10 protein-coding genes and 1 pseudogene are annotated in these 13056 nt (G+C 70.5%); 3 read left to right on the top strand and 8 right to left on the bottom strand.

The window, feature by feature from the left end:
* Window positions 1–278: 278 nt before the first annotated feature.
* On the bottom strand, window positions 279–467 hold the full coding sequence (locus IJH84_RS18255) for a hypothetical protein (protein WP_200071907.1): 189 nt from the start codon (window positions 465–467) through the stop codon (window positions 279–281).
* Window positions 468–611: 144 nt separating this feature from the next.
* Here IJH84_RS18255 and IJH84_RS18250 point away from each other — a divergent pair, with 144 nt between their 5' ends.
* Both IJH84_RS18250 and IJH84_RS18245 read left to right on the top strand, forming a co-directional pair.
* Window positions 612–3110 carry an RNA helicase gene (locus tag IJH84_RS18250; RefSeq protein ID WP_295146622.1) on the top strand — a complete coding sequence of 833 codons (2499 nt, stop codon included), beginning with the start codon at window positions 612–614 and terminating at the stop codon, window positions 3108–3110.
* A 72-nt stretch (window positions 3111–3182) separates the two neighbouring features.
* Window positions 3183–3596 (top strand): universal stress protein, encoded by a 414-nt coding sequence (locus IJH84_RS18245; protein ID WP_200071909.1) that lies wholly within the window; start codon window positions 3183–3185, stop codon window positions 3594–3596.
* 154 nt (window positions 3597–3750) lie between these two features.
* Here the strand turns inward: IJH84_RS18245 and IJH84_RS18240 are convergent, their stop codons facing one another.
* Both IJH84_RS18240 and IJH84_RS18235 read right to left on the bottom strand, forming a co-directional pair.
* On the bottom strand, window positions 3751–4611 hold the full coding sequence (locus tag IJH84_RS18240) for an SAM-dependent methyltransferase (RefSeq protein WP_200071910.1): 861 nt from the start codon (window positions 4609–4611) through the stop codon (window positions 3751–3753).
* A 252-nt stretch (window positions 4612–4863) separates the two neighbouring features.
* Entirely contained in the window at window positions 4864–6321 is a 1458-nt protein-coding gene (locus IJH84_RS18235) for a 5,10-methylene-tetrahydrofolate dehydrogenase (RefSeq protein ID WP_295146616.1), read from the bottom strand.
* A 188-nt stretch (window positions 6322–6509) separates the two neighbouring features.
* On the opposite strand from IJH84_RS18235, the gene IJH84_RS18230 reads away from it, so the two are divergent.
* Entirely contained in the window at window positions 6510–8630 is a 2121-nt protein-coding gene (locus tag IJH84_RS18230) for a tetratricopeptide repeat protein (RefSeq protein ID WP_295146613.1), read from the top strand.
* A gap of 107 nt (window positions 8631–8737) precedes the next feature.
* On the opposite strand, the gene IJH84_RS18225 is transcribed toward IJH84_RS18230, so the two are convergent.
* The 5 genes and pseudogenes from IJH84_RS18225 to IJH84_RS18205 form a co-directional block, all read right to left on the bottom strand.
* Window positions 8738–9592, bottom strand: a complete 855-nt coding sequence (locus tag IJH84_RS18225) for an NAD(P)H-binding protein (RefSeq protein WP_295146611.1) — start codon at window positions 9590–9592, stop codon at window positions 8738–8740.
* Between the two features lie 187 nt (window positions 9593–9779).
* Window positions 9780–11045 (bottom strand): hypothetical protein, encoded by a 1266-nt coding sequence (locus tag IJH84_RS18220; RefSeq protein ID WP_295146609.1) that lies wholly within the window; start codon window positions 11043–11045, stop codon window positions 9780–9782.
* A complete protein-coding gene (locus IJH84_RS18215) occupies window positions 10996–11490 on the bottom strand; it encodes a hypothetical protein (RefSeq protein WP_295146607.1) in 495 nt (164 codons plus the stop codon). Before IJH84_RS18215 ends, IJH84_RS18220 begins: the two co-directional genes overlap by 50 nt.
* Window positions 11487–12707, bottom strand: a complete 1221-nt coding sequence (locus IJH84_RS18210; protein ID WP_295146605.1) for a glycosyltransferase family 4 protein — start codon at window positions 12705–12707, stop codon at window positions 11487–11489. Before IJH84_RS18210 ends, IJH84_RS18215 begins: the two co-directional genes overlap by 4 nt.
* Window positions 12708–12744: 37 nt before the next feature.
* A pseudogene (locus IJH84_RS18205) lies at window positions 12745–13056 on the bottom strand (heavy metal translocating P-type ATPase); the annotation flags it as partial.

The raw sequence follows: 13056 nt of genomic DNA, 5'->3' as shown, positions 1-13056 counted from the left end.
CGGGGCTCCGGTCGCCGGGGAGCCGGTCACCAGGGAGCCGGTCGCCGGGGATCCCGCCGCCGGGATTCCGGTCTCGCGCGGCGTCGTCATCAGGTCCATGACTTCATCATCCGGATGCGAACGCACGTTCGCATCGCTGAACCGGGTGGATCTCGATCGCAATCCCCGGAGACCGGCGCTCGCGCCCCGGAGCGCTCGGACCCGGACCCCTCCGCCCCGGATCTCTCGGCCCCGGATTCCTCGGACTCGGATCCGCTGGCCCCGGATCGGACCCCGGCTCAATGCTCGGTGTGGTACTCCCAGCCCGCGTCGTTGCTGTAGTGCAGCCGGTACCGGGTGACGATCTTCGGCCCCTCGTGCAGGTGGATGTGCCGGAGCAGGCGCCCGTGCACCGCCTCCGATTCGCGCAGCTCCTGCTCGCGCCCGTCCAGCGGCCCGCCGATGAACCGCACCTGTCGTTCCGGCATGCCCCGAGTCTCCGCGTTCCGCGCCGCGGCGATCCACCCCCGAACAGTGACTGGCTACCCGATCGGGTGAGAAACCGCGCCGGCCGTTGCGCGCGCGACCCCGGCTGCGGTGCGCCGAAGGCGGGCGGGGACGATTCGGGGGCCATGAATCTGACGGACCACCTGCCCGGCGCCCCTGACCCCGACGGCCTGCTCGAGGCGTTCACCACCTGGACTTCCGGGCACGGCATCGAGCTGTACCCGGCGCAGGAAGAGGCGCTGATGGAGGTGGTCACCGGCGCGAACGTCATCCTCAGCACCCCGACCGGGTCCGGCAAGAGCCTGGTCGCCACCGGAGCGCACTTCACCGCGCTGGCCGCGGGCGCGCGCAGCTTCTACACCGCGCCGATCAAGGCACTGGTCTCGGAGAAGTTCTTCGCGCTCGTCGACGTCTTCGGCCCGGACAACGTCGGCATGATGACCGGCGACAGCAGCGTCAACGCGGACGCGCCGATCATCTGCTGCACCGCGGAGATCCTGGCGAACATCGCGCTGCGGGACGGCGAACGCGCCGACGTGCGCCAGGTGGTGATGGACGAGTTCCACTTCTACGCGGAGCCGGAACGCGGCTGGGCGTGGCAGGTGCCGCTGCTGGAGCTCCCGCAGGCCCAGTTCGTGCTGATGTCGGCCACGCTCGGCGACGTCACCCGGTTCGAGCGGGACCTCACCCGCCGCACCGGCCGGGAGACCGCGGTGGTCAGCTCCGCCGAACGCCCGATCCCGCTGACGTTCCGCTACGCGATGACGCCGCTGCACGAGACGATCGAGGAGCTGCTCGGCGGCAACCAGGCACCTGTCTACATCGTGTACTTCAACCAGGCCTCCGCGCTGGAGCAGGCGCAAGGCCTGATGAGCGTCAACGTCGCCAGCCGCGAGCAGCGGGACCGGATCGCGGAGATGATCGGCGGCTTCCGGTTCACCGCCGGGTTCGGCACGACGCTGTCCCGGCTGGTGCGCCACGGCATCGGCATGCACCACGCGGGGATGCTGCCGAAGTACCGGCGGCTGGTGGAGCAGCTGGCGCAGGCGGGCCTGCTGAAGGTCATCTGCGGCACCGACACGCTCGGCGTCGGCATCAACGTGCCGATCCGCACGGTGCTGCTGACCGGGCTGACCAAGTTCGACGGGACCCGAACCCGGCACCTCAAGGCCCGCGAGTTCCACCAGATCGCCGGGCGCGCGGGCCGGGCGGGCTACGACACCGCGGGTTACGTCGTGGTGCAGGCTCCCGAGCACGAGATCGAGAACGCCAAGGCGCTGGCCAAAGCGGGCGACGACCCGAAGAAGCGGCGCAAGGTGGTGCGCAAGAAGGCGCCCGAGGGTTTCGTGTCCTGGAGCGAGAAGACCTTCGACAAGCTCGTCGAAGCCGAGCCGGAACCGCTGGTGTCCAGCTTCGGGGTCAGCCACTCGATGCTGCTGAACGTGATCAACCGCCCCGGCGACGCGTTCGCCGCGATGAAGCACCTGCTCACCGACAACCACGAGGACCGCCCGGCGCAGCGCAGGCACATCCTGCGCGCCATCGCGATCTACCGGGCGCTGCTGGCCGCCGGGGTCGTCGAGGAGCTGGCCGAGCCCGACGAGCAGGGCCGCCGGGTGCGGGTGACGGTGGACCTGCAGTTCGACTTCGCGCTCAACCAGCCGTTGTCCCCGTTCGCGCTGGCCGCGATCGAGCTGCTGGCGACCGACTCGCCGACGTACGCGCTGGACGTGCTGTCCATCATCGAGTCCACGTTGGACGATCCGCGGCAGGTGCTCTCGGCGCAGCAGTTCAAGGCCCGCGGTGAGGCCGTGGCGCGGATGAAGGCCGACGGGATCGAATACGACGAGCGGATGGAACTGCTCGAGGACATCACCTACCCGAAGCCGCTCGAAGACGTCCTCGAAGCCGCCTACGAGACCTACCGCAAGGGCCACCCGTGGGTCGCCGAGCACGAGCTGTCGCCCAAGTCGGTGGCCCGGGACATGTACGAGCGCGCGATGAACTTCGTGGAGTTCGTCAACCACTACGGGCTGGCCCGCTCGGAAGGGCTGGTGCTGCGCTACCTCGCCGACGTCTACAAGGCGCTGCGGCACACGGTGCCCGATGACGCCAAGACCGAAGAGCTCACCGACATCATCGAATGGCTCGGCGAGTTGGTGCGGCAGGTCGACTCCAGCCTGCTCGACGAGTGGGAGAGGCTGCGCAATCCCGGTGCCGAGGTCACCGCGGAGGCGCCGGCCGAGCAGGGGCCCGCGAAGCTCTCGCAGAACAAGCGGGCGCTGCGGGTGCAGGTGCGCAACGCGATGTTCCGCCGCGTGGAGCTGGCCGCGCGGCGCTGGACCGATCAGCTCGGCGAGCTGGATCCGGAGTTCGGCGCGCAGGCCTGGGACGAGGCGCTGGAGGGCTACTTCGCGGAGTACGACGAGATCGGCATCGACGCCGACGCGCGGGGCCCCGCGCTGCTCATGATCAGCGAGGAGGCCGGGCGCTGGCTGGTGCGGCAGATCTTCGCCGACCCGGAAGGCGATCACGACTGGGGCATCAGCGCCGAAGTCGACCTGGCCGCGACCGACGAACAGGGGCACGCCGAGGTGAAGGTGAAGTCGGTCGGTCCGCAGTAACGGCGTGTGCTGGTGGCCTCCGTCCGATTTCGCCCATAAGATCTACTTTCGGCCGCGATCGGAAGGAGCGACATGCCGCAGACCGTTGTCGCAGGCATTGATGGGTCCGACGAGTCGCAGCGGGCGCTGCGCTGGGCCGCGGAGTACGTGCAGAAGGTGGGAGGTCTGGTGCACGCCGTTTCGGTGTGGCACCAGCCGGTGCAGTTCGGCTACCGGCTGCCCACCTCGGATTCCGAGCTGGAGCAGCGCGCCCGGCAGCAGCTCGACAAGGTGGCCGAGGCGGTGCGCGCGGAGTTCCCGTCCGTCGACATCCGCGAGCGGCTGATCCGCGGGCACGTGGTGGACGAGCTGGTGGGGTTGTCGCCGCAGGCGGACATGATGGTGCTGGGCAACAAGGGGCACGGTGCGTTCACCGGCATGATGGTGGGCTCGGTGGCGTTGAAGCTCGTGCACCACGCCCGTTGCCCGGTTCTCGTGGTGCGGTAGCACCGAAATTTGCGCCGTGCGGTAGCACCGAAATCTGAGCCGTGCGGTAGCACCGCCGGTTTGCGCTGAGCGCACCGCTGCGGCGAACCGCCGCCGATCGCCCCTGTTCCCGCCGAGAACAGGGGCGATCGCGCGTCGGATCCGGTGACCGGGTTCAGCCGTCCAGGTGCGCGGTGAGGAACTGACCGGCCTGCATCTGCTCCTCGAACTCGCTGAAGGTGCGGCCGTAGCTCGCGGCGACTTCCAGCGCCGGGTCGTGGCGCACGGTCCAGCCGAGCTTGCGCAGCTCGTCATCGGCGTCCGGCCGCTCTTCGCCGCTGAACAGCGAGGGCAGGTCCATGCCCCATTCCTTGGCCATCTCGATGAGCTGCTCGTTTTGCAGCGCCGCGGCGATGTTGCCCGCGAAGTGCTCGATGGAGACACGGCTGCCCGGCGCGGAGAACTGGGTCACGGTCTGCAGCAGTTGCGCTTCGGCCGCCGCGGGCAGGTAGGGCAGCAGCCCTTCGGCGAGCCACGCGGTGGGAACGCCGGTGTCGAAACCGGCGTCCTTGAGCGCGGTCGCCCAGTCGTCGCGCAGGTCGACCGGGATCGGGTGCCATTCGGCGGTGGGCTGCGCGCCGAGCTGCCGCAGGGTGTCGACCTTGAAGTCGATGACCTTCTGCTGGTCGATCTCGAACACGCGCATCCCGTCCGGCCAGTTCAGCCGGTGCGCGCGGGTGTCCAGGCCGGAGGCGAGGATGACGGCCTGGCGGGCCCCGCTCGCGGCGGCGCGCAGGAAGAACTCGTCGAAGTAGCGGGTCCGCACGCCGAGGTAGCCGCCCGCGAACTGCTGCAGGATCTCGGCCGCTTCGGGTCCTTTGAACTGCGGCGCATCCGCGGCCGCGGCCAGGTCGGCGGCGTAGGGATCGTTGATCAGGCGGTTCTCCTGGCGGGATTCGATCGCGCGGCCTTCGGCGACGGCCAGCGCGGTGAAGCCGACGCTGGAGACGATGTCCCATTGCTCGTGAACGGTCACGAGTGCACCTTTCCGTATGCCTTTCACATTCGTTGCCGACGAGGCTAACCGAAAGGTTGCGACACGCAACTATGTTGTGACGTGTTCGGCTTCCGGCTAATTGGGACGAATCGCATCCGTGCAGGTCACCGCCCAAGTCCGGTGCAAGATCGGCTGATCGCGGTGATCCGTCTGAACTCAATGCAAATATTGAGCGTGCAGCAGGAAACGCGTCAACCGGTCGATCGCGGTCGTTTTCCGAGCGGAGTACTCTCAGCCTTCCCGCCTGCGTTCTCCGCGGCGCTGCTCCTCGCGATAGCCGTAAGCGGCCTGCCGCACCGCCTGATCGGATTCCAGGCTCGACCCGAGCGCACCGGCGACCACGCCCATGGTGGTGAATCCCCAGGCCAGCGACACGTAGACGCTGAACTCCGCGTGCCCGAGCGTGCTGGTCAACAGATTCGTCGGCACCAGGAACAGCGCCACGAGCAGGTTGACCGCGAACAGCCCGGCGTACATCGTGCTGACCCCGATCGTCAGCGTGAGCACGGTGGAGGTGTTGTAGAGCAGCACCTGCTCGCGGTCGCGCTCGCTGTTGCGCTGCCGCCGCTCCCAGAGCCCGTGCGCGGTGATCAGCCAGAACACCAGCACCGCGATCGAAGCCAGCGAGGCGATCACCTGCCGGGTCGTGCCGAGCAGGTCGCCGATCTGCCAGATGGTGCTGGACGAGAGCCCGAACGCGCTGGTCGCCAACGCCGCGGCGAGCGCGCTGCGCAGCCCGAAGACCAGCCGCCATGGCTGGTTGGTGCGCACCATCCCGCTGAGCAGCCGCGCCCGCCCGCGCGTTCGCGTGGCGGAGTAGCGCACGTCGACCTCGCCGTCCTGGTCCCGGCTTTCCCGGTGGATCGGGGCGACCAGCTCGGTGAGCTTGCTGTCCAGCCCGTGCCGGTTCTCCCCGCCGTCGTCGTCGCAGTTGAGCTCGTCCATCAGCTGCAGCACGACCTGCCGGGACCGGCGGTACGGCTGGGTGCCGCCGAGCGTGGGCAGCGAGACCACGCCCACGCGCTCGTCGATGCTCGCGTCCGCCACGACCGGTCTGCGGTTCGCCCGCACCGGCAGGTCGGTCAGGCAGATCGCGTAGTCCCAGTCGTGCTGGTCCATCCGCTCCCGGGTGGAGCGCAGGATGTCCCGGGTGTTGCGGCGGCCGGCGGTCACCGGGTCCACATCGACCTCGACGCGCCAGGTGTGCGTGTCGCCCAGCAGCTCCGGCAGTTCCTCGGCGAGGTAGCGGGCCACCCGTTCCGGCATGTCCGGGTCGGCGACCAGGCCCAGCGTGCGGTCCGGCTCGCCGGTTTCCGATGCTTCTCGCTGCGACTCCTCGCTGCTGCGGTGGTCGATCTCGTCGCGATCGGTGCCGGCCGAGCCTCCGGCCGTCTCGTCCTGCTCCCGCTGCGCTTCGTCCGGGGCCGTCCGGTCTCGGCTCGCTTCGCCCTGGTTCGCGGTGTCCGGAGCCGCGGTGTCCTGGTCGGCGGCGTCTTCGTCGGCTGCGCCCGGGTCCGCTGCGTTCTCGTCCGCCGTGTTGTCCGACGCATCTCGGCTCGCCGAGTTCGAGCCCGCCGAACTCGAGTCAGCTGTTCGCCGATCCCGATCGGTTTCCGGGCCGGACGAACCGTCGTGCTCGTCCGGGCTCGCGTCGTCCCGCGGTTCACCGGGCTGCTGCGCAGCGCTCATTCGCCGGATTCCTCCTGCTCCTGGTCGGTTGCCGCCCGCCCGGCAGCTGCGGTGCCCGTGCCGGTGCACCGGCCCCGGAGTATCCACTCGCGACAGCGGCAAACGCGGGTGATCGATCGATCACCGTGCGCGTTTCGCCCGCGGTAAGGTCGCACCCGGAGAAGATCAACGACCTCCCGGGGGCGGCGATGGGCGATCCTGCCTGGCACAACTCCAACAACTCGCAGGTGCACGGAAATTTCGTGCAGGCGGGCGTGATCAACGCCGAGCGGATCATCTTCGGGTCGTCCGAGCACGCGGGCCCGGCGATACCGGACACGCTGCCCGCGAAACCCACCGGATTCCTCGACCGCGAGCACGAGTCCGGCAAGCTCGACGAGCTCCTGCGCGCGGCCGAGGCCGCCGGAACCCAGCTGCTTGCGCTGCTGCCCGGGATGCAGGGGGTCGGCAAGACGACGCTGGCGGTGCACTGGGGCCGGTCGAACAAGCACCTGTTCCCGGACGGAGCGCTGTTCGCCGACCTGGCGGCTTCCGCTCCGGGCGGCCCTGCCGGTGCCGACGAGTTGCTCGGCGGGTTCCTGGCCCAGCTGGGTGTTCCGCCCGCGATGACTCCGGTGCGGACGGCCGATCGCCAGGCGGTCTTCCGCAACCTGACCAGCGGCCGCAGGATGCTGGTGGTGCTCGACGACGCGGCCAGCACCGCGCAGGTCACCGAGGTCATGCCCGCGTCGGAACGCAGCTGCGTCCTGGTGACCACGCGCAAAACCCTCGGGCTGGACGCGGTCTCGGTGCCGGTCGAACCGTTCGGCTCGGAGCACGCGGAGGCGCTGGCCGGGCGCGATCTCGGCGAACCGGTTTCGGACGACGACCGCGCGGCGCTGCGCAAGGTGGCCAACGCCTGCGGTGGGCACCCGCTGGCGCTGGATCTGCTGCGCGGCAAGCTCGCCGGGCGGGTACCGCTCGCCTCCTATGTGGACGGAATCCTGTCCCGCGGGCTGCTGCCGCGGCTGCGGTTCGACGACGGGGCCGAGCTCTCCGAGGTCGCGTTCAAAGCGGTGCACGAGGAGTTGTCCGCCGCGCAAGAACGCGCTTTCCGGCTGCTGGGGGCGCATCCCGGTGCCACGTTCTCGGCGCGCACGGCCGCCGCGATGCTCGACCTGCCGGAGTTCGAGACCACCGAACTGCTGGATGACCTGCAGCGCCTGCGGCTGCTGAGCAGGACGGGCGGGCGCTACCGGTTCCACGCGCTCACCCGGCTGTACGTCGCCGACCGCGGCCGCGAAGCGGGCGACGCGGGCGAGCTCGCCGCGGCGCTGACCAGGATGGTCGTGGACTACCACGAATTCGCGATCGGGCGGGACAAGGTGCTGTCCGGGCGGCGCCGGATCAGCGAGCAGCGTTACGCCGCGGTGCCCACTGCCCACAGTGGACCGGACGCGCGCGGGGAGGCGCTGCGGGACCTCGCCGAGGAACGGCCGAACCTGCTCGCCGCGGTGCGCACCGCCGCCGACCTCGCGATGTGGGAACAGGTGTGGCAGCTGTGCGAAAGCCTGCACCCGTACTACTCGGACCGCGCGCTGTACGGGGATTGGCTGGACAGCCACGAACTCGGCGTTTCCGCCGCGGAGGAGATCGCCGACCCGGCGGCGCAAGCTCGGATGCGCTGGCAGTACGGCGCCGCGTTGTTCGCGGTGCACGAGGATTCCGCCGCCGCGGAGCAGTTCGAGCGGGCGCGTGCGCTCGCGGTGGCGCACGGAGATGCGTGGGGCGAGCAGAGCGCCACCGAGTGGGCCGGGTTCGTGCTGGAACGGACGGGTTCGCTCGACGCCGCGCTGGAATGCTTCGACCGCTCCAAGGCGATCGTGTCGGAGCGGTTCGCGGCGCAGCGCCGGCGGCGCCCGCTTGCGCTCCACGGGATGCACGCGGGCCGGGTCCTGGTGCGGCTCGGCCGGTTCGCGGAGGCGCAGGAGTTGTTGCGGGACGCCGCCGAGGTCTTCGAAGACCTCGGTGAGCCCGGGAACGTGGCCAAGGTGCTGCTGCCGCTGGCACAGGCGCAGCTGCGCACGGCGGAGCCCGCGGCCGCGTTGGAGCAGGCTCGGCTCGCGCTGGATTCCTTCGTGCGGCTGCGGATTCCCGATTGGCGGGTCGATGCGCTGGAGCTGCTCGGCGAGATCCACGAACGGCTCGGCGATCGGGAAGCGGCGAGCACGTGCGCGCGGGAAGCCGCTGAAGTCGCGACCGTGCTCGGACAGCAGCGCGCGCAAGCGCTGTGGGACCGCGCCGATCAGGACGGTCCGCCGCGGTCTTAGGAGTCGTTTCAGTATGATTTTCGGTCTTGTCTTGTCAGCGGCGGAGCCGCTGAGGTTCCGCTACCGGCACCGCTACGCAAATCATTCTGAAAGAACTTCTTAGAGCTTCAGGCGGCGATGTCGGCCGCGAGCCGGTCGGTGGCGCTGCTGGGCTCGCGACCGAGGAGCTCGGTCATCAGCGGATCGGCCGCTGCGAAGTAGCCGTCGCGGCCGGCCTGGTACCAGGTGAGCATGAGGCGGGCCGCCTGTTCCGGCACGCCGTTCGTGATCTCCTCGGCGACCCACTGTTCGTCGTCCAGGACGGTGCGCTCGATGGTGCGCCCGGTCAGGTCGGAGGCGATCGCCGCGAGATCGTCGAAGGTGACGGCCCTTGGCGCGGTGAGCGTGATCGGGCCGTCGAAGGCGCGGTCGCCGGCGAGGACGACCGCGGTGGCCTCGGCCACGTCCGCGCGGTCGGTGTACGGGACGGGACCGTCTTGCGGTCGGGCGATCTCACCGGTCTGCTGCCACGGGCCGAGTACCTGGTCGAGGGGGCCGTAGGCGCCGTTGCGCAGTGCGGTCCAAGCGACCGGAGACGTCGCGAGGATCGACTCGGTGGCGATGTGCAATTCGGACGGCAGATACGGGTTGCCGGGCACCGCGGCCTGCTGGCTCGTGTATAGGATCCGCCGGGCACCGGCCGCGACGGCGGCCTCGATGGCGTTGCGGTGCAGGCCGACCACGTCGGCCGCCGGATCGTTGCCCGATACCAGGAGCACCTGCTCGGCACCGGCGAACGAGTTGCGCAGCGCGGCCGGATCTTCGTAGGAGCCCTGCCGCACGCGGACGCCGCGATCGGCGAAGTGCTGCGCCTTGGCGACGTCGCGGACGCTTACGCCGATGTGGTCGGCGGGCACGCGCTCGAGGAGGTTCTCGACGGTGGCGCTGCCCAGCCCACCGGTGGCGCCGGTGACAACGATCATGCTCGTGGCCTCTCTCCCCGTCCGCCCGCACCGCATCCGCCCTGGTGGCGGGCGGCAGCACAAATCGACCGTACAGGACAGCTCCGACTTGCCTGCGACAGTAGGTCGGCAACGCCCTCGCTCTCGAACGCGGCACTGCTCTGGACGGCGACCGCCGCACCACCTACCTGCTTGATCATCGGACCGATCAAGTGCCGTTGCGGTACCGGTCGGCGACCACATAGGACACGGTCACGGGCGCGCCGTTGACCGCGGTCTGCTGAGCGAGCTCGCCGAGGCGGTTGCCCGCTGCGAGCCATCCGTGCACAGCGGAGGCGAAGCACGCCGGGTCGCACGAGCCCGGCCGTGCAGCGGTGATCCGCACCGTCTCGCCCGTGCTGGTCCTGACCAGGCACGAGTCGCCGGCCACCGCCGCAGCGACGCGCGCACCGGGCCGCCCGGCCAGCGCTTCGGCGAGGCACTGCTCGACATCCGGCCAGTCCTCGGTGAGCACCACCACGTCGGCGATTCCGCGCAGCCGCCGGCCGGGATGGTTCGCGGTGACCACCAAGTGACTGTCCGCGGGAGACTCCCCGGCGCGCAGCATTTCCGCCGCGAACCGCCGCACGCGCAGCGAACCGTCCGCAAGCACCTCGGCTTGCGCGTAGGCCGCCGTCGGGCGCCAGCTCCACGGTCGCGCGGGCAGCCCGGTGAGGTCGTCCGGCGGCACCGGCGGTTCGGTCGCGGGTTCGGGAAGCCGCAGCATCTCGTAGCACAACCGGCGCAGCCGATCGGCCGCCTCGTCCGGGCAGGACGTCACGAGTTCGTTGATGGCGCCGAACTTCCCGGCCGTCCTGGCCGCATCGTCCAGTCTGGGCCGAACCGGCTCGCCGCCGGACAAGCGAGGGGCGGTTCGCCCGACCATGTCCACTACGGACCCCGGTGCGACCTCGGACTCCGGGAAGGCGGCCAGCAGCGTCGGTTGTCCCAGCGCTGCGCCGTAAGTGGTCACCGAGCCGTGGTCGCCGAGCACGTAGTCCGCGGCGATCAGCGCCGCGCGCCAACCGAATTCCGGCGGCACCACGACCAGTCCGGAACGCTCGTGCGGCGCCAGCATCCTGCGGACCTCGCTGCTGCCGTGCCCGTACCAGATGTTCGGGTGCAGGATCGCGGCGATCCGGAACTCGTCGGCCGGGAACTCGGCGAGCAGCTCGGCGAACAGCTGCGGAGCGCGCCCCAGCACCGACTCGGTCCACCAGGTCGAACTGACCACCAGCAGGGTGCGCCCGTCCGCACCGAGCGCGCGCCGGTAGGCCGGGCGCCACGGCAGGCTCGCGCGCAACCGGTCGTAGCAGGCATCGCCCGCGACCACAGCGCTGTCGGCTGCCTCCGGGACCGCCTCGGCGAGCTGGATTCGTTGCTGCTCATGGGAAAGCACCAGCGCCGAGGCGATGGGACGTCCTTCGTAGAGCACCCACTGCGGGTCGAGGCCGAACGCCCGCCGCCCGTCTCTGGTCTCCGGTCTCCGGTCTCCGGTCTCCGGTCTCCGGTCTCCGCGGCAAAACTTTAGTGTAGCGAATTCCGTGCGGTATCGAGAGAATCGGTGCCTCGACCTCCACCAGCCCGCCCAGGTTGGCGGCGATCGCCAGGTCGAACCGGGTCAGCAGCGCCTGATTCCACGGCACGAGCGGGATTCCGCGGTCGGCGAGCATGCGGTGCAGTCCGTCCGGGAACGGATCCGAACCGTTCCACGTGTAGCTGAGCTGGACCCGGAAGTCGCCTTCGAACAGCGCGAGCACGTCCAGCAGCCGCGTCATCGCCGTGACGTTGTGCACGACGACGAGCACATTCCGTTGCGGCGCAACGGTTCGCCAGCGCGCGGCTTGCGTCCCGATCGTGCGCACCAGCCCGTCGTTCAACCTGTGCTCCTCGCCAGCATGGGCACACGGTAGCCGTTCGCGCGCAGGAATCGGATGATCGACTCCCGGTAGTCGTGCCGCGCCAGCACGTCGGTCGCCCGCCGCCGGATCATCGCGCGTTGTTCCGGCGTGCAGCGCAACGCCCTTCGCAGCGCTCGGGCCAGTTCCGCGGGGTCGCCGGGTTCGGCGAGGAATCCGGTGACCCCGTCGGTGACCTGCTCGGTCAACCCGCCGGTCCGCGTCGCCACGACCGGTGCGGCACCCGCCGCGTACGCCTCCAGCGGGACGCGGCCGAACGGTTCGCTGCGGGACGGCACCACCACCGCGCGCAACGCGGGATGACCGAGCATTCCCCGCACCGCCGGGTCGAAGTCGGCCAGGAAAGTCACCGGGAGCCCGTGCAGCGCCGCGGCGAGTTCCCGCTGGTAGGCGGTTCGCCCAGGGGTTTCGCTGACGGCGGCCAGCACGACGTGCGGCAGGGCATCGGCACCCAGCAGCCGCAGCGCCTCGATGAAGTCGCCGAATCCCTTGTACGGCTCGGCCCTGCCGAAAGCGAGCACGAAACCTCGTTGCGCCGCAACGGGAACGTCCGCCACCGGTGGCCGCTCGGAGTCGAGCAGCCCGTCCGGCAGCGGCACCAGCGCCGAGTCCGGAACTCCGTGATCCCGGCGCAGATGCTCGGCCATGAACCGGGAGATCCAGCCGATCCGCGCGCCGCGACGCGCCGCGGCCCGCAGGCATCGGCGTTCCCACTGCACCCGTTCGGTGTCGTGCGGTTGGTGCAGCAGGCCGGTGGAACGCGGCACGAGCACCAGCCGGACCTCGGGCGGTACCGCCTCCGCCAATCCCAGGAACGGCACGTCGAAAGCGACGCACAGCATGGAATCCCCTTGCCGCACAACGCGTTCCCGCAGAACACGCGAGGTTTCCCCGGCAAGGTGGCGGAAATCCGGCAGAGTCCCGAATCGATCAGCGCCGCAGGTGCCGTTCCCGACCGGATGAACCTCGGCCCGGCGCAGCATCGCCCGGGTCTCGGCGTGCCACTCCGCGTGGTACTCGGCACCTGCCGGGTCCAGCCGGACCGGCAGCACAACCAAGCGCACCTGCGGTGGCAGCACCTCGGCCAGCACGCTCAAGAACGCGCGGTTGGCCGCGCCCGCGCCGGTCCCGCACCCGAAGTACCCGTCGTGCACCGCCACGGCCACGGTCGATCCCATCCGATCATGGTCGCAAAGGACGCCGCGGGCAAGAAGCTCACCGCCACGCCGCGGCGCGCAGCAGCCGCAACCCGTTGAGCCCGACCAGCACCGTGGAACCCTCGTGCCCGGCCACGCCCAGCGGCAACGGCAACTCGCCGACGAGATCCCACACCACCAGCACGGCGATGAACGAACCGGCGACGACCAGGTTCTGCCGCACCAGCCGCCGAGCACGCCGTGCCAGTCCGGCGACCTTCGGCACCGCCGCGAGTTCGTCGCGGACCACCACCGCGTCCGCGGTCCGCAGCGTCAGGTCCGACCCGGCGCGGCCCATCGCCACACCGACGTGCGCGGCCGCCAGCGCGGG

The organism is Saccharopolyspora sp., from assembly GCF_017434145.1.
In the GTDB taxonomy this organism is placed as follows: Bacteria; Actinomycetota; Actinomycetes; order Mycobacteriales; family Pseudonocardiaceae; genus Saccharopolyspora_C; species Saccharopolyspora_C galaxeae.
This window is presented reverse-complemented; position numbering and strand designations above follow the sequence as displayed.

What these genes read in the sequence shown, in the direction of transcription:
- IJH84_RS18210 (WP_295146605.1), bottom strand. Translation starts at nt 12,707, where the DNA reads ATGGGATCGACCGTGGCCGTGGCGGTGCACGACGGGTACTTCGGGTGC.
- IJH84_RS18225 (WP_295146611.1), bottom strand. Translation starts at nt 9,592, where the DNA reads ATGATCGTTGTCACCGGCGCCACCGGTGGGCTGGGCAGCGCCACCGTC.
- IJH84_RS18230 (WP_295146613.1), top strand. Translation starts at nt 6,510, where the DNA reads ATGGGCGATCCTGCCTGGCACAACTCCAACAACTCGCAGGTGCACGGA.
- IJH84_RS18245 (WP_200071909.1), top strand. Translation starts at nt 3,183, where the DNA reads ATGCCGCAGACCGTTGTCGCAGGCATTGATGGGTCCGACGAGTCGCAG.
- IJH84_RS18255 (WP_200071907.1), bottom strand. Translation starts at nt 467, where the DNA reads ATGCCGGAACGACAGGTGCGGTTCATCGGCGGGCCGCTGGACGGGCGC.
- IJH84_RS18250 (WP_295146622.1), top strand. Translation starts at nt 612, where the DNA reads ATGAATCTGACGGACCACCTGCCCGGCGCCCCTGACCCCGACGGCCTG.
- IJH84_RS18235 (WP_295146616.1), bottom strand. Translation starts at nt 6,321, where the DNA reads ATGAGCGCTGCGCAGCAGCCCGGTGAACCGCGGGACGACGCGAGCCCG.